The following is a 21250-nucleotide window of genomic DNA, read 5'->3' as shown; positions in this document are numbered from 1 at the left end:
GCGGCGCCCGGGACGCGAACCCCAACCCGCGCAGCGCCGCCGAGGCCGAGGCCCCGGCGGCGGAGTGCCGGGCGCGCGGCGTCGACGCCGTCGCCCTGCGCGGCGACGTCGGCGACGACGCGGCCTGCCGCCGGGTCGCCGCCGAGGTCGCGCAGCGGTGGGGCCGGATCGACGTCCTGGTCAACAACGCCGGCCGCACGCGGATCGTCCCGCACTCCGACCTCGACGGGCTCGCCGCCGAGGACTTCGAGGCGATCTACCGCACCAACGTGATCGGCGCCTACCAGATGACCCGGGCCGTGGTCCCGCACATGCGGGAGCGTGGGTACGGGGCCGTGGTCAACGTGTCCTCCACCAGCAGCCTCGACGGCGAGGGCTCGTCGATCGCGTACGCGGCGTCGAAGGGCGCGCTCAACACGTTGACGGTGTCGCTCTCGCGGGCGCTCGCCCCCGAGATCCGGGTCAACGCCGTGGTCCCCGGCTTCATCGGCACCCGCTGGTTCTCCGGGCCGCTCGGCGAGGAGGCGTACCAGCAGCTGGTGGGTCGGGTGCAGCAGACCACGCCGCTGCGGCGCGCGGGCACGCCCGAGGACATCGCCGTCGCCGTGGTCTTCCTGTGCGACGAGGGCGCGGAGCACATCACCGGCACCACGCTGGTCTCCGACGCCGGGGCGAGCCTGAAACCGCGGAGCTAGACCGGCCAGACGACTCCGCCACCGTGTCGACCTTGCCGCGGGCCGCCCACTCCTCGCAGATCGCGAGCGCATAGGCGGCCACGCCCTCGGGATGGCCCCGCCACATCCGCACCGCCGGATGGTGCTGCCAGCCGTACCCCTCCCGCACCTGCGCACGCAGGATCTGCAGCGCTTCGACGCGCTGCTTGCCCAGCCGCCGGTCGTCGAGCGCCCGGGCGCTGGCGGCGAAGTCGGGGTACGGGAGGAAGGTCTGCACCACGGACCGTGAGGTACCCGCTCGACGCGGGCCTCACCGAGCTGACCGGAACCCACCACCCCGTCGTGAGTGGCGATGGTCGCCAGAGCGACTATCGGCACTCACAGGGGTCTCCACGCACGGATCGCGGGCTCAGATCGGCAGCCGGTCCCTGCCCGTCTCCCGCAGGGTGAAGACCGTGACCAGGCCGACCAGCGCCACACCCAGCACCCAGAAGGCGGGGGACATCGCGTTGCCCGTGGTGAACTGTGGGAACGCCGGCACCTGGGCGAGGCCGTTGACCGCCATGTGGACGACGTAGACCAGCGTGACCACCACGATGCTGGACGTGGCGCCGAGCAGCGCGAACGCGGGCCAGGCCAGGATCAGGTAGAGCACGTAGGCCGAGATCAGGACCGGGCGGCGGCCGAAGCGGTCCGTGAGCATCCCGGCGAGCGGGTAGGTGGCGCAGGCCAGCGCGATGCCGATCGCGGACGCCCAGTACACCGACTGCTTGTCGAAGCCCTCGGTCTGGATGAGGTAGGTGGAGAAGTAGGTCAGACCGACGTACCCGGTGCCGTTCATGGCGATCGCGATGCCGATGACTCGCAGCACGGAGCCCGGCTTCTCCTTGATCACGGTCAGCAGCGGGCTGCGCTCGACCTCGTGCTTCTCGGCCATCGCCTCGCACTCGGGGGTGTCCTCCAGCCGGACCCGCACCCAGAGGCAGATCGCGGCCAGCGGCAGCGCGATCAGGAACGGCACCCGCCAGCCCCAGGAGGCCATCTGCTCGGGCGTGGTCAGCGCCGTCGCCAGGCCCTGGGCCACAACGGTTCCCTGGTCGCCACCCTGAGCCTCGGCGGGCGCAGCGAGGACTTCGCCGGTGCGGCGGGCGAGTCCCGCGCCGCCGCCGTCCGCGCGGCCGCCGCCCGCCTCGGCGCGACGGTCGCCGCCGCGCGCCTCTAGGCCCCGCGTTCAGCTCCCGGAGGTGACGAGGGTGGTGATGCGGACCAGCGACGGAACGGTGGGCGTGGAGCCGAAGCCGAACCGGACCGGCGGCCGGACCGGCGCGAGGGGGCCCCGGTCCTCTCCGTCCCAGCGGACGACGGCGGCGGTGAGGCGGTGCAGGTCGAGCGCGCCGTAGTACTCGGTCCGAGCCCCGCCCGCGCTGCCGACGGTCCGGACGCCCGGCAGGACGCGGCGGGCGACGGCGTCGATCGTGCCGATCCAGCGCGGTGCGGTCGCGAGCGGCCGCGGCACCGCGCGGAGCAGCAGGCCGAGCGGCGTCCGCCCGCCCACGCGGTACGCGCACTCCAGCGGCCCCGCGCGGACCTGCCGGCGGTCCCCGCGGATCTCGTGGTCGACGGGCCCGATCCGCACCTCGTCGAAGGCGTACGTCGCGGACACGAAGTCGGCGACGCGGTGGTCCGGCGCGAGCAGGAGCCGGTGCCCGTCCGGCTGCTCGACCATGACGTCGGTGAAGGGGCCCAGCGGGGAGCGCGGCCAGTGCCCCACCACGACGCGCAGCCCGGAGCCCGTGCCCAGGCCGGCGATCCAGCCGTCGAAACGATCGATCACCCCACCTGCGTACCCGCGTCCCGGCGCGGGATGCTGGACGAGTGCTGGAGCTCGACCACCTCATCGCCTTCCTGCCCGGTCCTCCGGAGCCGCCGGACGGGCTGCTGCTCGACGACGGCACCCGGCACGTCGGGCAGGGCACCCGCAACCGGCGGATCCTCTTCGCGCGGCACTACGTCGAGCTGCTCTGGATCGACGAGCCGGAGGTCGAGCGGGCCTCCGGACTGGGGTTCGCGGCCCGGTGCGCCCGGACCGCGTACCCGTTCGGGATCGTGCTGCGCGGCACGCTCCCCGAGGGCCGTTTCCGCCGCTACACCGTGCCGAACGGGCCGACGCTCGCGGTGCACGAGGGCGAGCCGGACATGCCGTTCCTCGCCGTCGCCGAGCTGTCCGACGCCCAGCTCACCGGCCTGGCCCACCGGCCCGGTCCCCTGCACCCCGGCGGCGCCACCGGCATCGTCGCGGCCCGGCTGACCGGGGCGGTCCCGCCGGGGCCCGCGCTCCCGGGCGTCTCGCTCACCCCGGACGGCGCGCCCTCGCTGCGCCTGCTCCTCGACTCGGGCCCGCCGCTCGTCCTGCCCTGAGTGGCTCGTCGCTCCCTAGTAGCTCCGCGGCAGCCCCAGGACCTGCGTGCCGATGTGGGCGAGGACCAGCTCCTCGGCGACGGGGATGTTGCGGGCGATGCGGGAGTCGCGGAACAGCCGCTCCACCGGGTACTCCTTCGAGTACGCCATGCCGCCGAAGGTCTGGAAGGCCTGGTTGGCGGCCTCCCACCCCACCTGCGCCCCGGTGAGCTTGGCGATGTTGGTCTCGGCGTGGCAGGGCAGGCCCCGGTCGAAGAGCCACGCCGCCTTGTAGGTCATCAGCCTGCCCAGCTCGGTCTTCGCCTTGATCTGCGCGAGCGGGAACTGGATGCCCTGGTTGGAGCCGATCGGGCGGCCGAACACCTCGCGCTCCTTCGCGTACCGCACGGCGACGTCGAGGGCGGCGTCGGCGGTGCCCACTCCCCCGGCCGCGGCGAGGATGCGCTCGGGGTTGAGGACGTCCCACAGCACCGAGAAGCCGCCGTCGACCTCGCCGAGGACGTTCTCGGCGGGCACCCGCAGGTCGTCGAAGAAGACCTGGCTGGAGGTGACGACGTTGCTGCCCAGCTTCGGGATCGGGGTGTACTGCAGCGTCCCCGCGGCGACCGCCTCCTTGACGTCGACCAGGAACAGCGTGAATCCGCCCGTCCGGGGCTTCGCCTCCTCCGCTGGGATCGTGCGCGTGATCGCGATCATCCAGTCGGCGTTCTCCAGCCCGGAGATCCAGATCTTCTGGCCGTTGATCACGAAGTCGCCGCCGTCCCGCACGGCGCGGGTGCGGATGCGGAGGGCGTCGCTGCCGGCGTCGGGCTCGGTGAGGGCCATGCAGAACTGGGTGTCGCCGGACGCGAGGCCGGGCAGCAGGCGCTTCTTCTGCTCCTCGGTGCCGTGCCGGGCCAGCGTGGTCGCGCCGAACCCCGGCGTGAGGACGTAGAGGAAGATCCCACCGGTCCCGCCCGACGCGGCCAGGGTCTCGCAGGCCACCGCCAGCTCGAGCATCCCCTGCCCGCCGCCGCCGTACTCCTCCGGCACGGTGAGCCCGATCCAGCCACCATCGGCCAGGTCCCGCCAGACCTCCCACGGGAAGCGGTGCTCCTCCTCCAGCCGCGACCAGTAGGCGTGGTCGTAGCGGGCGCCGATCGCCCGCACGCCCTCCTGCACGGCGAGGGCGGTCTCGGGGAGCGTGAAGTCCACGGTGGTCCTTCCGGTCGGCGACGGTGCGGGACGGCCACCATCATCGCCGCGCCGTCGCGGCCGGCGCACCCGCTCCCCCACCCGTCACCCCGCCGCACACCCACCCGGCCCAACCCGGGCGCGCGCGGACGCCCGGAGTGGCCGACGCCGCCCGGCCGGGTTAGAACTTGTTCTCCGCTCGCCACGCCCCGGAGGACACGTGCACATCTGGCCCGGCTCGCCCTACCCGCTGGGTTCGACCTTCGACGGCGGTGGCACCAACTTCGCGATCTTCTCGGAGGTCGCGGAGCGCATCGAGCTGTGCCTGGTCAATGACGACGGCACCGAGGAGCGCGTGGTCCTGCCCGAGCGCAACGGCCTGATCTGGCACGGCTACCTGCCGCGGGTCGGGCCGGGGCAGCGCTACGGCTACCGCGTGCACGGTCCCTACGACCCGCACGCGGGGCTGCGCTGCAACCCGTCGAAGCTGCTGCTCGACCCCTACGCCAAGGCGATCGACGGCGAGTACCGCTGGAACGAGGCGCTGTTCGCCTACCGCTTCGGCGACCCCGACTCCTACAACGACGAGGACTCGGGGCCGTACGCCATGACGTCGGTCGTGGTCAGTCCCTTCTTCGACTGGCAGGACGACCGCCCGCTGCGGATCCCCTACAACGAGACCGTCGTCTACGAGGCGCACGTCCGCGGCATGACCATGCGCCACCCCGACATCCCGAAGGACGTCCGCGGCACCTACGCCGGCCTGGCCCACCCGGTGATGATCGAGCACTTCCGGAAGCTCGGGATCACCGCCGTCGAGCTCATGCCCGTGCACCAGTTCGTGCACGACTCCACGCTCGACGACAAGGGCCTGCGCAACTACTGGGGCTACAACACGATCGGCTTCTTCGCCCCGCACAACGGTTATGCCTGCTTCGGCACCCGCGGCGAGCAGGTCGCGGAGTTCAAGGCGATGGTCCGCGCGCTGCACCGGGCGGGCATCGAGGTGATCCTCGACGTCGTCTACAACCACACCGCCGAGGGCAACCACCTCGGCCCGACGCTCTCCTTCCGGGGCATCGACAACCACGCCTACTACCGGCTCGTCGACGGCGACCCGATGTACTACTTCGACACCACGGGCACCGGGAACAGCCTCAACGTGCGCCATCACGAGTCGCTGCGGCTGCTCATGGACTCGCTGCGGTACTGGGTCACCGAGATGCACGTCGACGGCTTCCGGTTCGACCTCGCCTCGTCGCTGGCTCGCGAGTTCCACGCCGTCGACCGGCTCGCGGCCTTCTTCGACCTGGTCAACCAGGACCCGGTCGTGAGCCAGGTGAAGCTGATCGCGGAGCCCTGGGACGTCGGCGACGGCGGCTACCAGGTCGGCGGGTTCCCGCCGCTCTGGACGGAGTGGAACGGCCGCTACCGGGACACCGTGCGGGACTTCTGGCGGGGCGAGGCGCAGAGCCTCGGCGAGTTCGCCGCGCGGTTCACCGGCTCGTCGGACCTGTACGAGACCGACAACCGGCGGCCCATCGCGTCGATCAACTTCGTGACGGCGCACGACGGCTTCACCCTCGAGGACCTCGTCTCCTACAACGAGAAGCACAACGAGGACAACGGCGAGGACAACCGGGACGGGGAGAGCCACAACCGCTCGTGGAACCACGGCGCCGAGGGCCCGACCGAGGACGTGCAGATCCATGCGCTGCGCGAGCGGCAGAAGCGCAACATCCTCACCACGCTGCTGCTCTCCCAGGGCGTGCCGATGATCGCGCACGGCGACGAGCTGGGCCGCACCCAGCAGGGCAACAACAACGTCTACTGCCAGGACAACGAGCTGTCCTGGGTCGACTGGGACCGCGCCCGCGAGCACGAGGTGCTCACCGAGTTCGTGGCGCGGTTGACCGACCTGCGGGCCAGGCACCCGATCTTCCGGCGGCAGCGGTTCTTCCAGGGCCGGCCGATCCAGGGCTCGAGCATCGACGACATCGCCTGGCTGCGGCCGGACGGCAAGGACATGACCGACGACGACTGGGAGCGCGCGCGGGCCCAGTCGCTCACCATCTACCTCAACGGGCAGGGCATCCCGGACCGCGACCGGCTCGGCGTGCGGATCGTCGACGACTCCTTCCTGCTCCTGGTCAACGCCCACCACCAGCAGGTCCAGTTCACCCTGCCCGGCGAGGAGTACGGCCGGGTCTGGGAGACGGTCGTCGACACGGCCGATCCGCTGCTGGCGAACCCGCGCCGGCGCACCCAGAAGGCCGGGGCGCGGCTGCGGATCCAGGCCCGCTCGATGCTCGTGCTGAGGTGCGCCGTCCCGCCTTCCTGAAACGACATGTCGAACTTGACATGTCGGTCGTGACCGGAGGACACTCGTGGCCTCCGACGGGGGTGGTGGTTCGCGATGACCGAGCAGAGCGGGACGGGGATCCGCATCGGCGACGACGAGCGGGGGCGCGGGGCGGCCCGGCTGGCCGCGGAGGTGGGGGCGGGGCGGCTCGACCTCGCCGAGTACGAGCGCAGGGTCGACCGGGTCTACGCGGCCCGGACCCGCGGGGAGCTCGACGCGGTCTTCGCCGACCTGCCGGCCCCGCACCAGGCGGCGCGGGCGGCCCCGGTCCGGGCCCGGCACGTCCCGCCCGGGTTCCCGCTGGCGGCCGCGTGGGTGCCGTGGATCGTGGTGAACGCGATCTGCCTGGTGGTGTGGGTGGCGACGTCGCTCGGCGCCGGGCATCCGCTGCCCTTCTGGCCGATCTGGGTCGCCGGGCCGTGGGGCGTGATGCTCCTCGGCAGCCTGTCCGGGCGCCGATCCTGGGTCAGCCGGCCCTGCGGAAGCCGGTACTGAGACCTCGGGCGCGGCGCCGCGGGGGGTGGGCGCCGCGCCCGGGACCGGCCCGGTAGCGACTCAGCGGGCGGCGGCCTCGAGGATCGACCGCAGGTGCCCGATCTCGGCCTCGGTCCGCGGCGGGTAGAGCAGCACGTAGCCCTCGGGCAGGCCGAGCATCACGCCCGCGAGCGGGTGGAACTCGCCCCACCGGCGGGCGACGACCACGCGGGCGTCGAGCGGCGCGAGCGCGACGTGCATCGACCCGTCCGCCGGGTGGACGTGCCCGATCTCGGCGCCGCCGGTCCGCCACAGGGCCGGATGGTGCTTCTCCCGGCCGCTGGTCCGCATCTCCAGGTCGTCGCGCTCGGCGAGCTCCTCGACCACGTCCTGCAGGGCGGCGACCCGCGCCTGGTCCGCGTGCTGGGTGAGGACCCGGTGCGGGACGGGGTGCGGGCCCACCTCGGGTCGCTCCCCCGCCCGCGGTGGCAGGGTCAGCAGCCCGCGGTCGACGTCCCCACTGCCCGCCTCCCGCCACGCGTAGGGATCGCGGGCGCGCAGCCGCATCCCGCTCACCGCCAGCCAGCCCACCGGGTTCGCGGGCACCCCGCCCGGGCCCAGGGCCTTCCACCGCCGGTAGTCGCGCGCGGCCCAGCCGATCCCGGCCGCCGCCGCGCCGACCACGACCCCGGCGACGCCGGTCCGTCTCGTCGTGCTCACCCGGCCCAGGGTCCCAGAGCGTCGATACCGGTGCTCGCTCCGCTCAGAAGATCGTGTAGCCGCCGTCGACCCGGACCTCGTCGCCGGTGTGGAAGGTCAACGAGGGGTCGGCGAGGTACGCGCCGACCTCCTCGAACTCCGCCGGGTCCGCCCACCGCCGCATCGGGGTGCGCTGCGTGGTCGCGGTGCGGAAGCGGTCGTCGGCGTAGCCGCCCGAGCTCAGGCCGGTCACCGTCCACCCCGGGATCAGCGCGTTCACCCGCACCCGGTGCCGGGCCAGCTCGACGGCGAGTGTGCGGCTCAGCCCGAGCAGTCCCGTCTTGCTCGCGGCGTAGGCGGACTGCCCGACGCCGCCGAAGGCCGCGATCATCGAGCTGACGACGACGATCGAGCCGCCCGTACCCTGGTCGACGAACCGGCGGGCGGCCTCCCGGCAGGTCAGGAACGCGCCGTCGAGGTTCACGCTCATGATCCGCCGCCAGTCCTCGAGCGAGCTCTCGACCACGGTGTGCCGGCCCGAGGTCCCGGAGTTCGCGACCATGCAGCCCAGCGGCCCGAGCTCGGCCACCGTGCGCTCCATCGCCTCGGCCACCTGGGGCTCGTCGGCGACGTCACAGGTCAGGGCGAGCGCGCGCACACCCAGCTTCTCCAGCCCGGCGACCGCCTCCGCGCTCTTCGCCTCGTCCCGTGCCCAGATCGCGATGTTCGCGCCGGCCTTCGCCATGCCGGTCGCCATGCCCAGCCCGATGCCGCCGTTGCCACCGGTGACCACCGCGTTGAGGCCCGTCAGGTCGCTCACGCCCGCTCCCGTCCGTCGTCGCTCGCCCTGTCCTGATCGATCGTTCAGGACGGTTCCGATCGTGCCATCCGGATGCGTGCGGAGGGAACGGGCGTCCGGCGGCCGTGCCCGCCGACTCGACTAGCCTCGCCGCCGTGGAGGGTGCGAGCGAGCAGGTGCGGCCGGTCCCGGAGCACGGGCCGGCGGCGCGCGAGGTCGACCAGCCCGCGCCGCAGGAGGGCCGGCTCGAGCGGGCGATCGCCGTGCAGGTCCGGCGGCTGCGCCAGGCCGCCGGGCTGACGCTGGCGGACATGGCCGTGCGGACCGGCATCTCGAAGCCGATGCTGTCGAAGATCGAGAACGCCCAGACCTCGTGCAGCCTGACCACGCTCGCCCGGCTGGCCGACGCCCTCGACGTGCCGGTCACCTCACTGTTCCGCGGCGCCGACACCCCGCGCGAGGCGGTGTTCACCCCGGCCGGGTCCGGCGCCCGGATCGTCGCGCGCGGCACCCGCGTCGGCCACGACTACACCCTGCTGGGCGCGCTGCGGGGGCCGCACAAGCGGATGGAGGCCCACCTCGTCACGCTCACCGAGCGCAGCGAGGAGTTCCCGCTGTTCCAGCACCCCGGCACCGAGCTGCTCTACATGCTCGAGGGCGAGATGGTCTACGGGCACGGCGAGTCCAGCTACACGCTGCGCCCGGGCGACGCGCTGCAGCTCGACGGCGAGGGCGTGCACGGCCCGCGCGAGCTCGTCGCCCTGCCGATCCGGTTCCTGTCCGTGGTGGCGTACGGCGACGTGCGCGAGGGGTGACGCGGGCGGCCGCCCGTCGCCACGAGAGCCCCGCGGGCGGTGCGTCGAACTGAGACGGGCCCGGCCCGTCCCGCGTCCTACGGTCGCCGGATGACGGTCGGCGCGCGCTCCACCGGTCCCGGCGACGAGCCGATGGTCGCGCGCTGGGGGTCGCCGCACCCGGCGGCGCCGCTGGTCCTGGTGCTGCACGGCAACGGGACCAGCGAGCACTCGATGATCGAGATCTCGCCGTGGCTGCCGCACGGCCCGGTCGCCTACGTGGCCGTCCGGGCCCCGCTGGCCGTCGAGCGCGGGTTCGCGTGGTTCGCCGAGACCGACGGGCGGCCGGACCCCGCCGGGCTTGCCGCCGCCGGGGACTGGCTGCTGCGCTGGCTGGGCACCGAGGGCCACCCCGACCGCAGCGTGCTGCTGCTGGCCTTCCGCAGCGGCGTCGCGTTGGCCGGGCACCTGATGCTGCGCGCGCCGGAGCGGTTCTCCGGCGCGGTCCTGCTGCACGGCGCCGTCCCGCTCGACCCCGCACCGGCCCGCGGGGCGCTGCGCGGCATGCCCGTGTTCCTGGCCCACGCCGACGCCGACCCGCGCACCCCCGTGCCGCTGCTCGACCGCACGTGGGACTGGCTGCGGCGGTGGTCGGGCGCGCCGGTCCGGGTCGCGCGCACACCCGACGGCGGCACGCTGGCGGGGTCCGTCGTCGCCGCGGCCGGGAGCTGGCTGGGCGACCGGCTCGACTTCCTGCGCGCCCACGGCGAGAACCCCCTGCCCGACGGCGACGAGCCCGGCTGGCCCGGGCTCGGCCGACTGCCGGAGCGGGTCGGGGAGCCGCCCGACACCACGCTCGACCTGCCCCAGCTCCCCCTCGGCCCGCCCGGCACGCGGCAGGACGCGCTGTGGGAACGGATCCGCGGCCTCGGCCGGGAGGCACCGGCCGTGATCGGTCCGGAGGGCACGCGGGCGTTGTTCCTGGACCGCCCCGCCGACCCCGCGACCCTGGTCCATCCCGCGGAGAACGAGCTCGCGCACCTGCACCCGGACGGCAGCCTGCACCTCGCGCTGCCCGACGCGCTGCTCTACGACGCCCTCGGGAAGGGCTGGGCCCTCGCCCACCCGCTCGCCGGCGTCCGGCTCGCGGCCGGGCTGGTCCTCGTCCCGGCGCCGCGCGACGACGCCGAGGTGGAGGTGGCGGCCGCCCTGGTCGCCGCGGCCCACCGCGCCGCGACCGGCGGCGGGTCCGCGCCGCACCTAGGCTGACCCGCATGCCGGAGCCGGACGAGGAGACCATCGCCTTCGCCCACCGCATGTTCGACCTGGCCAGGAACGGGGACGCCGCGCAGCTGGCCGCCTACGTCGACGCGGGCCTGCCGGCGAACCTGACCAACGACAAGGGCGACACCCTGCTGATCCTCGCCGCCTACCACGACCACCCGGACACGGTGCGGGCGCTGCTCGACCGCGGCGCCGACCCGGACCGCGCGAACGACCGCGGGCAGACGGCGCTGTCCGCCGCGACCTTCCGGCAGTCGGCCGAGTCCGTGCGGGCCCTGCTCGCGGCGGGTGGCGACCCCGCCCTGGGCGGCCAGTCGGCGCTCGCCACGGCGGAGTTCTTCGGGCTCCCCGAGATGCAGGAGCTCCTCCGCGCGCACTAGGAGCCCTCGGCCTCCAGGCCCGCGAGCGCCGCGGCGACCGTCGGGAACGAGCGGAACCGCGCCAGCGCCTGTCGGTCCGCGGTGCCCAGCCGCCCGGCGAGCGCCCCCGCCCCGACGAGGTCGAGGGTGACGCCGCTGCGGTCCGCCGCGTGCTGGGCGTGGGTGAGCGCCGCGAGTGCGCCCGGACCGATCGCGTCGACGTCCGCGACGTCGATCAGGACGTGCCGCGTGGCGGCGTGCCCGAGCCGGGCGAGCTGGAGCCGCGCGTCGACCAGCCGGAGCAGCCGCGCGCCGGTGAGTCGGTCGAGGTGACCGCGGAGGCGGATGGTGTACGCGCCCGGCTCGGGGACGTCGATGGCCATGGGAGCAGGGTGGGCGAGCGTCATCGGCCGCCTCCTCTCGTCGAGGGCCGGGCGGCCTGCTTCACCCGTGCGTGGACCGTACCGCGTGGAGATCGCTCCCGCGTCCCGAACGGGGATCTCGGTCCACCGGGGAGGGTCGTCAGGTCGCCGGGGCCGACGCGGCCACCGACGAGCCGACCAGGCGCTCGACGAGGAGCGGGCCGAGCGGGCGGTCGGTGTCGAGCACGACCCGCGTGCGCACCCCGGGTCGGTCGACGGGCCCCAGCCGCTGTCCGCGCAGGTCGGCGATCGTCTGCCCGCGCCCGGGTCCCGCGGTCGCGTCCACCACGACCGGGACGGCCGGGGCGCGGGTGGGTCGCACCGTCCCGGCCGCGATCGCGGCGGCCAGCGGGTCGTGCAGCGCGCAGCCGCGGCGGCCGTAGAGCGGGGTGTAGAAGCCGAAGTAGTGGTCGAGCATCGCGCCGATCGCCTGCGCCAGCGGGTCGTCCGCGCCCAACAGCGCCTGCCGGTCCGCCTCGGTCAGCTGGTTCTCCAGCGTGACGTCGAGCGGGACGAGCGTGACGTCCCACGGTGCGGCCACCAGCGCGGCCGCCGCATCGGGGTCGTTCCACACGTTGGCCTCGGCGACCGCGGTGACGTTGCCGGGCACGAGCGCCGCCCCGCCCATCGTCGTGACCTCCCGGACGAGACCGGGCAGCTCCGGGTCGCGGCGCAGTGCGGTGGCGATGTTGGTGGTCGGGCCCACCGTGATCACCGAGAGCGCCCCGGCGTGTTCCCGGGCGAGCCGGCCGAGCAGCGTCGCCGCGTCCTCGGCGACGGGTTCGCGGTCCGACGGCGGCAGCGCGATGCCGCCGACCCCGTTCTCCCCGTGGACGTGCGGGACCGGGCCGGCGAACTCGCCCTCCAGCGGGTGGTGCGCCCCGACGGCGACCGGAATGTCGGGCCGGCCGCCGAGCGCGAGCAGGTCGAGGGTGTTGCGGGCGGCCTGGGCGGCGGCGACGTTCCCGCTGACCGTGCCGACCCCCACCAGCTCGACCTCCGGGGACCGCAGCAGGTACGCCAGGGCCATCGAGTCGTCGATGCCGGTGTCGCAGTCGAGGTAGACGGGGCGGGGCCCGGCGGTCGGCACGCTGTTCACGGCGTATGTCTACCGGCTCGGCGCGGGGCGGCGACCGCGATGTCCACCACGTTCGTTCGCGAAATGTCCGAATTCCGTTCACCGTCGGCGTCTCGCCATTCACCGACGATTCCGGACCGCGGCATGGACCACTCCGAGTAGTGCGTGGATACGCTCGGAGTGACCGCACTCACTCCTACATCGGATTCGGAGTCATCCCGATGGACGAGGAAGTCCTCGCACTCGCCCGCAGCGGAGGCCGGTCCCGGCACGCCGTCGCCGCCGTCGCGTCGGCCCACCGGCCCTCCTGGTGGCAGCCGCACCGGCCGCGCGTCGGCAACCGTTCCTGGCGCGTGCTGCGGCTGCGCCGCACGCGCCCGGCGTTCACGCGAGCGGCGTGGTGATCGAGGTCGGATGCCGCCCACGCCGCCGGGCGCCGGCTGCGCGAGCGGCGAGTCAGGCGGCCTCGGTGGCGTGCCGGCGGCCGGCGATCGCCCCGAGCAGCTCGCGGGTGTAGTCCTCGCGGGGGTCGGTGAAGAGCTCCTCGGTGGGCCGCAGCTCCAGGAGCCGGCCCTCGCGCATCACCCCGACCCGGTGGGCGATCCGGCGGACCACGGCGAGGTCGTGCGAGATGAACAGGTAGGTGAGGCCCTGGTCGGTCTGCAGCTCCTCGAGCAGCGCGAGGACCTGCGCCTGCACCGAGACGTCCAGGGCGGACACCGGCTCGTCGCACACCACGAGGTCCGGGGACAGGGCGAGGGCCCGGGCGATGGCGATCCGCTGCCGTTGGCCGCCGGAGAGCTCCACCGGCTTGCGGGCGAGCACCGACGCCGGCAGGGCGACGCGCCCGACCAGCTCGGCCGCGCGGGTGCGCCGCTCCGCCGGGCTGCCCACGCCGAACGCGCGCAGCGGCTCGGTGACGACCTCCTCGACCGAGAACCGGGGGTCGAGCGAGGCGTACGGGTTCTGGTAGACGAGCTGGGCGCGCCGGCGCAGCTCCCGCCAGGTGCGGCCCTTCACGCGGGTGATGTCGGCGCCGTCGAACCGGATCTCGCCGGCGGTCGGGTCGGCCAGCCGCAGCACCAGCCGGGCCGTGGTCGACTTCCCGGAGCCGGACTCCCCCACCAGCGCCAGCGTCTCGCCGCGCGCGATGTCGAAGGAGACCGCGTCGACCGCACGGAGCACGCCGCGCTTCCCCTGCACCCGGGGCAGCGGGAAGTCCTTCGTCAGGCCGCTGACCTGCACGATCGGCCGGCCGCCCGGCTCCGGCGGGATCCGCGGCGCGGGCGGTGCGGACAGGCCGGGCGCGGCCGCGACCAGCGTGCGGGTGTACGGGTCCGCCGGGTCGGCCAGGATCCGGTCGACCGGGCCCTCCTCCACGATCCGCCCGCCGGACATGACGACGACCCGGTCCGCCCGGTCCGCCGCCACCCCGAGGTCGTGCGTGATCAGCAGCATCGCCGTGCCGGTCTCGGCCCGCAGCGCGTCGAGGTGGTCCAGGATCCGCCGCTGCACCGTGGCGTCGAGGGCGCTGGTCGGCTCGTCGGCGATGATCAGCCCCGGCCGGGCGGCGATCGCGATCGCGATCAGCACGCGCTGCCGCATGCCGCCGGACAGCTCGTGCGGGTACTGCCCCGCCCGCACCTCGGGGTCGGGCAGCCCGGCCCTGGCCAGCAGCTCCACCGCACGCAGGCGGGCGGTGCGCTTGTCGGCGAGCCCGTGCACCCGCAGCACCTCGCCGACCTGCACGCCCACGCGCTGCACGGGGTTCAGCGAGACCGTCGGGTCCTGCGGCACCAGCCCGATCCGACGGCCGCGCACCTCGCGGAACGCCTTCTCGGACAGTCCGGTGAGCTCGTTCCCGCCCAGCCGGATGCTCCCGCCCTCGATCGTGCCGTTGCCCGGCAGCAGCCCGATCACGGCCTGGGCCAGCGTGGACTTGCCGGACCCGGACTCACCGACGACCGCGACGACCTCGCCCTCCGCCACCCTCAGCGAGGCGCCGCGGACCGCGGGGATGTGCCCGCCCGCGATCCGGTACCCGACGTCGAGGTCGGCGACCTCGAGGATCGTGCTGCTCGTGCCGCTCATCGGGCCCTGCTCCATTCCCCGTCGAGCGCCCGGGAGATCCGGTTCACCGACAGCACGGTCGCGGCGATCGTCAGGCCCGGCATGGCGCAGAGCCACCACGAGGTCGCCAGGTAGTTGCGGCCCTCGGCGATCAGCGAGCCCCATTCGGGGGCCGGCGGCGGGGCGCCGTAGCCGAGGAAGGACAGCGAGGACACGGCGAGGATCGCGAGCCCGAACTCGAGCACCGCGAGCACGAGGACCGGACCGGCGGCGTTGGGCAGCACGTGCCGCCACAGCGTCACGTACCAGCGGGTGCCGACGGACCGGGCCGCCTCGACGTAGGTCGACCGGCGGATCCGCATCGTCTCCGCCCGCATGACCCGCGCGAAGCTCGCGACGCTCGCCACGCCGACGGCGATCGCCACCTTGATCGTGCCGTAGCCCAGGGCGGTGATCAGCGCCAGGGACAGCAGGATCGCGGGGATCGACAACAGCACGTCGACCACTCGCATCAGCGCCTCGTCGACCCAGCGGCCGACGAACCCGGCGAGCAGCCCCAGCAGCCCGCCGACGACGAGCGCCACCGCCACCGCGATCACGGTGGCCTGCAGGGACAGCGACGCCCCGTGCACCACCCGGGTGTAGACGTCCCGGCCCAGGTAGTCCGTGCCGAACCAGTGCGCGCCGCTCGGCGGGCGCAGCTTGTCGGCGACGACGCCGACGTTCGGGTCCCCCGGCGCCAGCACACCCGGCGCGAACGCCGCCACCAGCACGAGGAGCACCACGAGGGACGCGACGACGAGGCCGGGCCGGTGCCCGAGGAAGCACAGCACGCGCTGCAGGCGTTCCCGGCGGGTCGGCGGCGTGGGCAGCGCGACGGAGGACCCGGGCGCGGTGCCGGACGAGTCGGGAGGGCCCTCCCGGATCAGCAGCTCGGTCACGATGTCGCGGGCACCCCCTTGGCGATCCTCGGGTCGAGGACCGGGTAGATCAGGTCGACCAGCAGGTTCACGCCGACGAACACCAGGGACGCGAACAGCACGATGCCCTGCACCAGCGGGATGTCCTGCACGCCGACCGCCTGCACGGTGAGCCGGCCGAGACCGGGCCGGGTGAACACCGTCTCGACGACCACGGTGCCGGCCAGCAGGTTCCCGGCGACGTAGCCGAGCACCGTCAGGGCCGGGATGGCCGCGTTCTGCAGCGCGTGCCGCAGGTGGATCGCCGCCCGCCCGACGCCCTTGGACCGCGCCGTCTGGACGTACGGCTCGTCGAGCACCGTGGTCAGGCTCTTGGCCAGCACCTGCGCGAGCAGCGCCCCCATCGGCAGCCCGAGGGTGATCGACGGCAGCACCAGCGCCGGGAAACCCGACGCACCGACCGACGGGAGCCAGTGCAGGCCGAACGCGAAGATCTGCACCAGCATCAGCCCCACCCAGAACACCGGCAGCGACACCGCGAGCGACGGCAGCGCCATCAGCAGCTGCCGCAGCCAGCGCTGCGAGGTGTACGTGGCGGCGATCGCGAGGCCGCCGCCGAGCACGACCGCGACCAGCAGCCCGCCGATCGCGATCTGCACGGTCGGCGGCAGCGCCTCGAGGATGGCTCCCCGGACGTCCTGCCCGTTCTGGATGGAGGCGCCGAGGTCGCCGTGCAGCGCCGCCCACAGCCGGGTGCCGTACTGCACGATCAGCGGCTTGTCGAAGCCGTACTGGGCCTTGAGCGCCTCGATCTGCTCAGGGGTCAGCGGTTCGCCGTCGAGCCCGCCGCTGGCCATGGTGGTGACGGGGTCACCGGGCAGCAGGTAGAGCACGACGAAGCTCACCGTGTACGCCGCCCACAGGACCGCGATCGCGGTCCCGAGGCGCCGGAGCAGGTAGCGGGGCAGGGTGCCGGTCATCTGGTGCGCCTCGCGATCACTGCGACTTCCAGGCGTCGCGGAGCTGGATGCGGGAGGAGGCGTCGAAGGTGACGCCGTGCACGTTCGAGGCCACCGCGAGCACCGTGGTGAGCTCGGCGACGGGCACGTAGAAGCCCTGCGCGACGAGCTCCTGCTGGGCCTGCGCGACGATCTCCGTGCGCTTCGCCGGGTCCGGCTCGGCGGCCTGCTGCTGCAGCAGCGGCTCCAGCGGGCTCTGCGGCACGCGGTAGTAGTTCGCGCCGGCCGTGGAGAAGGAGCTGCGCAGGATGTCCGGGTCGGCGCGGGTCAGGTTGCCCCAGATCGCGACGAAGTCACCCGAGGACTGGATCGTCGGGAACTGCGCGATCGGGAACTCCTGGACCTGCAGGTCGATGCCGGCGGCCTTGGCCTGCTGCTGGATCAGCTCGAGGCTCGGCTTGTTGGTGCCCGCGTTGTTGGCGAAGGAGAGCGGGAAGCTCAGCCGCTGCCCGTCCTTGACCCGGATGCCGTCCGGGCCCGGGGCCCAGCCGGCCGCGTCGAGCGTGGACTTGGCCTTCTCCAGGTCGAAGCCGAGGTTGGACGAGTCGTCGGCGTACGACGGGGTGGTGGAGGCCAGCACGCTCGTCGCCGGCTTGGTCTGCGAGGTGTAGACCGCCCCGACGACCTCCTGCCGGTTGATCGCCAGCGACAGGGCCTGGCGCACGGCCGGGTCGGAGACGATCGGCTTGGTGAAGTTGAATCCGATGCCGAACGTGATGCCCGGGTTGGAGCGCGCCAGCAGCTGCGCGCCGGCCCCGGAGAGCGGCGCCTCGTCCTGCTGGCCGATGCTGCCGATCGCGTCGACCTCGCCGGACTGCAGGCTGCCGGTCCGCACGCCGGACTCGGGCACGATCCGGAACTCGACGGTGTCGAGGTACGCCTCGCCCTGGTGGGCGAAGAGCGCCGAGCCCCAGTTGTAGCCGGGCCGCTTCGCCAGCGTGAGCGAGGCGTTCTTCACGTAGTTCTGGATGGTGAACGGGCCGGACCCGATCACCGAGGCGCAGCGCTCGTCGTCGGACTTCGCGACGGTCACCGGGGACAGGATGCCCAGGCTGTGCGTCGAGGTGCCCTGCAGGAACTGCACGTTGGGCTGGCTGAAGTTCACCGTGAACTGCGTCGGGCCGGTGACCGTCGTGCCCTGGTAGCCGGCGAGGTAGCCCTTGGGGAGCGTGCCGCGGGCGCCGATCTGCGGGACCCGGTCGAAGTTGGCCTTGACCGCGTTCGCGTCGAGCGGGGTGCCGTCGGAGAAGGTCACGCCGTCGCGCAGGGTGAAGGTGTAGCTCTTCGCGTCGGGCGAGGTCTGCCAGGAGGTCGCGAGCCAGGGCTTGAGCTCACCGGTCTGCGGGTCCTGGTCGGTGAGCGAGTCGACGACCTGGCGCAGCGAGTAGATCGTGTCGTTGCTGCCGACCTGCTGCGGGTCGACGCAGCCCTGGTCGCTGGAGACGGCGAAGCGCAGCGTGCCACCGGGCTGGGGCGGGCCGGCGTCGGCGCCCGCGGTGCTGCCACCGGAGCCGCCGCAGGCGGCGAGCGCCACGGTGGCGGCGGCGAGCAGGGCCGGCAGGAGCAGCCTGCCTCGTCTGACGGTCATCGGGGTCCTTCGTGAGGTGGGGACCGGAGGACCGGCGGGCGGCCGGTCCTCCGGTGTTGTGGGAGCGGAGGGTCCAGGAGGTGTGTCAGGAGGCGGTGCGGGCGGCGGGCCGTGGTTCGCCGAGGCCCGCGGGCGGGCGCAGGCCGAGGTTCTCCCGCAGCGTGGAGCCGGTGTAGCGGTCGCGCAGGACGCCGCGGTCGCGCAGCCGCGGGACCACCTTCTCGACGACCTCGTCGAGGCCCGCCGGGCTGACGTACGAGCCGAGGATGAAGCCGTCGACCGCGTCGTTCTGCACGTACCGGTCGATCTCGGCCGCGACCTGCGCCGGCGTGCCGACGAACACGGCCCGGTCGAACACGTGCGTGACGACCTCGCGCAGCGACCAGCCGTGCTCGCGGCCGAGCGCCCGCCAGGCCTCGGCGGTGGCGTGGGCGTCCTGGGTCAGCGGGGCGCGCCCGCGGATCCACTTCGGCGCCTCGGGCGTGGGCTCCAGCTCGGGCACCGGCCCGTCCGGGTCGACCTGGGAGAGGTCGCGGTTCCACACCATCTCGGCCAGCACGACCGCGGTGAACGGGTCGACCTGCCGGCTGCGGACGTCCCTGTGCCGGTCGCGGGCCTCCGCCTCGGTGTCGCCCAGGATCACCGATGCCGACGGCAGGATCTTGACCTGGTCGGGGTCGCGGCCGAACTTCGCCACCCGCGCCTTGACGTCGGCATAGAAGGCGCGTGCCTCGTCGAACTTCTGGTAGCGGGAGAAGATCGCGTCGGACCGCGAGGCCGCGAAGTCCCGGCCGGCCGGCGACTCCCCCGCCTGCAGCACCACGGGATGCCCCTGCGGGCTGCGCGGGGTGCTGAAGCGCCCGGCGATGTCGAACTGGGCGCCGCGGAAGGCGAAGTCGCCCACGTGCCCGTCGCGCAGGAACCGCCCGCTCGCCGGGTCCGCCACCACGGCGTCGGAACCCCAGGAGTCCCACAGCGCCCGGACGGCGTCGAGGGTCTCCCCCGCGCGCTCGTACCGCTGGTCGTGCGCCAGGTAGCCGCCGCGCCGGAAGTTCTCGCCGGTGTCCGCGTCGGAGCTGGTCACGACGTTCCACGCGGCCCGCCCGCCGGACAGGATGTCCAGCGTCGCGAACTTGCGGGCCAGCTCGTAGGGCTCGTTGAAGGTCGAGTTGATCGTGCCGGCGAGGCCGATGTGCTCGGTCACCGCGGCCAGCGAGGCCAGCACCGTGAACGTGTCCGGCCGCCCGACGACGTCCTGGTCGAAGACCTGGCCGCCGCGGGTGCGCAGCCGGAGCCCCTCGGCCAGGAACAGCAGGTCGAACGTGCCGCGCTCGGCGGTGCGGGCCCAGTGCTCGAACGAGGCGAAGTCGATGTGGCTGCCCGACGCCGGGTCGCTCCACACGGTGTCGTGGTTGACGCCCGGGAAGTAGGCCCCGAGGATCACCTGCTTCTTCGCGGTCATCAGGCCACCTCCGCCCGGGCGTACCGGCTGGCCGGCCGTTCCAGGCCGAAGCGTTCGCGCAGGGTGCCCGACTCGTAGGCGGTGCGGAACAGGCCGCGCCTCTGCAGCTCGGGGACCAGCCCGTCGACGATCGCGTCGAGGTCGGTGGGCAGCACGGCCGGCCGCAGCCGGAAGCCGTCGACCCCTTCGTCCCGCCAGGACTCCAGCAGGTCGGCGAGCGCGGTCGGGGTGCCCGCCAGCACCGCGGCGTCGGAGCGCAGCGGGCCGTGCTCCTCCAGCCGCCGGAGCCGGGCGTGGGCCGCGTCGGCGTCGGTGTCGAGGACCACCACGAGGTCCGCCAGGACCCGGAGCGGCGGGAGTGTGCGGCCGACCGCGTGCTGGGCGGCGCCGATCTCGCCGAGGATCGCCGGGATGTCGGCCGCGCCCTGCGGGGTGGTGAACACGACGTCGGCGGCGCGGGCGGCCAGCTCGTACGCGGCCCGGGCGTGGGCGAGCGCGACGACGAGGGGCTGGCCCTGCGGCGGCCGCGGCACGATCCCCGGGCCGCGGACCGAGAAGAAGCGTCCCTCGAAGTCGACCGTGTGGATCCTGTCGCGGTCGAGGAAGCGGTTCGTGGCGGCGTCGCGGATCTCGGCGTCGTCCTCCCAGCTGTCCCACAACCGCCGGACGACCTCGACGGCGTCGGCCGCCTCCTCGAACAGGTCCGCCACCGCGGCGGCCGTCTCCGGCGTGCCGAGCGTCTCGCGGCGGATCTCCGGGAGCGTGCGGCGGCCGAAGTGGGCCGCCTCGTCGGCGCGGGCCGAGGTCTGCACCCGCCATCCGGCCCGGCCGTGGCTGTCGTGGTCGAGCGTCGAGATCGCCGAGGCGATGTGGAAGGGCTCGGTATGCGTGGTCGTGACGGTCGGGACGAGCCCCACGTGGCGGGTCAGCGGCGCGACGAACGCGGCGACCAGTTCGGCGTCGAGCCGCCCGCGGACCTGGTCGGTGCGGCGGTCCACGGTCGCGAGGTGGTCGCCGGACTGCAGGCCCAGGCCGTCCTCGATCGTGACCAGGTCGAGCAGGCCGCGCTCGGCGGCGCGGGCCAGGGCCGCCCAGTAGCGGGCGGTGAAGAGCAGATCGGGGCGGGCGCCGGGCTCGCGCCAGGCGGCGGGGTGCCAGCCGGCACCGTCGAGCGCGACGGCCAGGTGGAAGGGGGCCATGCGGGCAGACCTCTCCTGAGGGAGAAGGGACGGGGATCGGGCCTTCCTCAGGCCCGACAGCCCGCGCTGGCCGTGCGCAGGAGATCCACGTGGCGCCGCCGCACCCCGAGAAACATGACTCCTCCATCGCTCCCGGCTTTAGCACCCGCACCCGTCGGACGGGGGGTTGCTGCGGCGTCGTCGAGCCAGGTCTCTCGGCCGCTCTGGATGGTGTGGCCCCCGTGGGGCCGCTCCTCACTCTACGGATCAGGAGGGCGCCTCCGTCAATCCTCCGGGTGACGAGTGTGATCGAGGCCGCGCTCGATTGTCCGGACAGGACACCCTTGGCGTCCACCAGGGAGAACGCGGCGCCGGAGCCCGCCCCGAACGTCCGGACGATCGCCCGTCAGTGCCCAGCTCGTCGGGCCGGAGCGAAGGGCGGGGCGTTCCACAAGGAGGCGAGCGGGGAGGCCGCGC

The 21250-nt window shown here is 74.1% G+C and carries 21 protein-coding genes, 1 pseudogene and 1 riboswitch; of the genes and pseudogenes, 8 read left to right on the top strand and 14 right to left on the bottom strand.

The window, feature by feature from the left end; genetic code table 11:
• Window positions 1-695, top strand: a 695-nt coding sequence (locus AB0B41_RS29155) for an SDR family oxidoreductase (RefSeq protein ID WP_358208926.1), incomplete at its 5' end; no start/stop codon positions are given.
• 22 nt (window positions 696-717) lie between these two features.
• Here AB0B41_RS29155 and AB0B41_RS29150 read toward each other — a convergent pair.
• The 3 genes and pseudogenes from AB0B41_RS29150 to AB0B41_RS29140 all read right to left on the bottom strand — a co-directional run.
• A pseudogene (locus AB0B41_RS29150) lies at window positions 718-951 on the bottom strand (MSMEG_6728 family protein); the annotation flags it as partial.
• Between the two features lie 132 nt (window positions 952-1083).
• On the bottom strand, window positions 1084-1758 hold the full coding sequence (locus AB0B41_RS29145; protein ID WP_358208924.1) for an MFS transporter: 675 nt from the start codon (window positions 1756-1758) through the stop codon (window positions 1084-1086).
• Window positions 1759-1905: 147 nt separating this feature from the next.
• On the bottom strand, window positions 1906-2508 hold the full coding sequence (locus AB0B41_RS29140; protein ID WP_358208922.1) for a hypothetical protein: 603 nt from the start codon (window positions 2506-2508) through the stop codon (window positions 1906-1908).
• Between the two features lie 41 nt (window positions 2509-2549).
• Here AB0B41_RS29140 and AB0B41_RS29135 point away from each other — a divergent pair, with 41 nt between their 5' ends.
• Complete coding sequence (locus AB0B41_RS29135; RefSeq protein WP_358208920.1) at window positions 2550-3092, top strand: VOC family protein; 543 nt, start codon at window positions 2550-2552, stop codon at window positions 3090-3092.
• A gap of 15 nt (window positions 3093-3107) precedes the next feature.
• Here AB0B41_RS29135 and AB0B41_RS29130 read toward each other — a convergent pair whose 3' ends face one another.
• Window positions 3108-4286 carry an acyl-CoA dehydrogenase family protein gene (locus AB0B41_RS29130; RefSeq protein WP_358208918.1) on the bottom strand — a complete coding sequence of 393 codons (1179 nt, stop codon included), beginning with the start codon at window positions 4284-4286 and terminating at the stop codon, window positions 3108-3110.
• A gap of 199 nt (window positions 4287-4485) precedes the next feature.
• On the opposite strand from AB0B41_RS29130, the gene glgX reads away from it, so the two are divergent.
• A complete protein-coding gene (gene glgX, locus AB0B41_RS29125; protein ID WP_358208916.1) occupies window positions 4486-6606 on the top strand; it encodes a glycogen debranching protein GlgX in 2121 nt (706 codons plus the stop codon).
• Between the two features lie 75 nt (window positions 6607-6681).
• On the top strand, window positions 6682-7122 hold the full coding sequence (locus tag AB0B41_RS29120) for a DUF1707 domain-containing protein (RefSeq protein WP_358208914.1): 441 nt from the start codon (window positions 6682-6684) through the stop codon (window positions 7120-7122).
• A 60-nt stretch (window positions 7123-7182) separates the two neighbouring features.
• Here AB0B41_RS29120 and AB0B41_RS29115 read toward each other — a convergent pair whose 3' ends face one another.
• Together AB0B41_RS29115 and AB0B41_RS29110 are read right to left on the bottom strand one after the other, a co-directional pair.
• Window positions 7183-7821 carry a hypothetical protein gene (locus AB0B41_RS29115; protein WP_358208912.1) on the bottom strand — a complete coding sequence of 213 codons (639 nt, stop codon included), beginning with the start codon at window positions 7819-7821 and terminating at the stop codon, window positions 7183-7185.
• 43 nt (window positions 7822-7864) lie between these two features.
• Complete coding sequence (locus AB0B41_RS29110; RefSeq protein WP_358208911.1) at window positions 7865-8620, bottom strand: SDR family oxidoreductase; 756 nt, start codon at window positions 8618-8620, stop codon at window positions 7865-7867.
• Between the two features lie 134 nt (window positions 8621-8754).
• Between AB0B41_RS29110 and AB0B41_RS29105 the strand changes: the two genes are divergently transcribed.
• The 3 genes from AB0B41_RS29105 to AB0B41_RS29095 all read left to right on the top strand — a co-directional run bounded on the left by AB0B41_RS29105 (window position 8755) and on the right by AB0B41_RS29095 (window position 11057).
• Complete coding sequence (locus AB0B41_RS29105; protein WP_358208909.1) at window positions 8755-9414, top strand: XRE family transcriptional regulator; 660 nt, start codon at window positions 8755-8757, stop codon at window positions 9412-9414.
• 90 nt (window positions 9415-9504) lie between these two features.
• A complete protein-coding gene (locus tag AB0B41_RS29100; RefSeq protein WP_358208907.1) occupies window positions 9505-10662 on the top strand; it encodes a luciferase family protein in 1158 nt (385 codons plus the stop codon).
• 5 nt (window positions 10663-10667) lie between these two features.
• The gene (locus AB0B41_RS29095; RefSeq protein ID WP_358208905.1) at window positions 10668-11057 is read left to right on the top strand and encodes an ankyrin repeat domain-containing protein; all 390 of its coding nucleotides are present in this window, start codon (window positions 10668-10670) and stop codon (window positions 11055-11057) included.
• Here AB0B41_RS29095 and AB0B41_RS29090 read toward each other — a convergent pair.
• Window positions 11054-11443 carry a hypothetical protein gene (locus AB0B41_RS29090; protein WP_358208903.1) on the bottom strand — a complete coding sequence of 130 codons (390 nt, stop codon included), beginning with the start codon at window positions 11441-11443 and terminating at the stop codon, window positions 11054-11056. The two genes, AB0B41_RS29095 and AB0B41_RS29090, sit on opposite strands and share 4 nt — an antisense overlap.
• Before the next feature lie 115 nt (window positions 11444-11558).
• A complete protein-coding gene (locus AB0B41_RS29085) occupies window positions 11559-12557 on the bottom strand; it encodes a nucleoside hydrolase (protein WP_358208901.1) in 999 nt (332 codons plus the stop codon).
• 200 nt (window positions 12558-12757) lie between these two features.
• On the opposite strand from AB0B41_RS29085, the gene AB0B41_RS29080 reads away from it, so the two are divergent.
• Window positions 12758-12940, top strand: coding sequence for a hypothetical protein (locus AB0B41_RS29080; RefSeq protein WP_358208899.1), 183 nt, complete (start codon window positions 12758-12760; stop codon window positions 12938-12940).
• A gap of 52 nt (window positions 12941-12992) precedes the next feature.
• Here AB0B41_RS29080 and AB0B41_RS29075 read toward each other — a convergent pair whose 3' ends face one another.
• The 6 genes from AB0B41_RS29075 to AB0B41_RS29050 form a co-directional block, all read right to left on the bottom strand.
• Window positions 12993-14627 carry an ABC transporter ATP-binding protein gene (locus AB0B41_RS29075; RefSeq protein ID WP_358208897.1) on the bottom strand — a complete coding sequence of 545 codons (1635 nt, stop codon included), beginning with the start codon at window positions 14625-14627 and terminating at the stop codon, window positions 12993-12995.
• On the bottom strand, window positions 14624-15547 hold the full coding sequence (locus AB0B41_RS29070) for an ABC transporter permease (protein WP_358208895.1): 924 nt from the start codon (window positions 15545-15547) through the stop codon (window positions 14624-14626). The genes AB0B41_RS29075 and AB0B41_RS29070 overlap by 4 nt, the downstream gene beginning before the upstream one ends.
• Window positions 15544-16506 (bottom strand): ABC transporter permease, encoded by a 963-nt coding sequence (locus AB0B41_RS29065; RefSeq protein ID WP_358208893.1) that lies wholly within the window; start codon window positions 16504-16506, stop codon window positions 15544-15546. Before AB0B41_RS29065 ends, AB0B41_RS29070 begins: the two co-directional genes overlap by 4 nt.
• 16 nt (window positions 16507-16522) lie before the next feature.
• Complete coding sequence (locus AB0B41_RS29060) at window positions 16523-18133, bottom strand: ABC transporter substrate-binding protein (RefSeq protein WP_358208891.1); 1611 nt, start codon at window positions 18131-18133, stop codon at window positions 16523-16525.
• Window positions 18134-18218: 85 nt separating this feature from the next.
• Window positions 18219-19595: an NtaA/DmoA family FMN-dependent monooxygenase gene (locus AB0B41_RS29055; protein ID WP_358208889.1), complete on the bottom strand. Its 1377-nt coding sequence runs from the start codon at window positions 19593-19595 to the stop codon at window positions 18219-18221.
• The gene (locus AB0B41_RS29050) at window positions 19595-20794 is read right to left on the bottom strand and encodes an LLM class flavin-dependent oxidoreductase (RefSeq protein ID WP_358208887.1); all 1200 of its coding nucleotides are present in this window, start codon (window positions 20792-20794) and stop codon (window positions 19595-19597) included. The genes AB0B41_RS29055 and AB0B41_RS29050 overlap by 1 nt, the downstream gene beginning before the upstream one ends.
• Before the next feature lie 120 nt (window positions 20795-20914).
• A riboswitch (SAM riboswitch) is annotated at window positions 20915-21008 on the bottom strand.
• Between the last annotated feature and the right edge of the window lie 242 nt (window positions 21009-21250).

The sequence above is a fragment of the Pseudonocardia sp. NPDC049154 genome, assembly GCF_040648315.1.
Lineage (GTDB): Bacteria > Actinomycetota > Actinomycetes > Mycobacteriales > Pseudonocardiaceae > Pseudonocardia.
The sequence above is the reverse complement of the archived record's forward strand: the minus strand, read 5'-3'. Positions and strand labels throughout refer to the sequence as shown.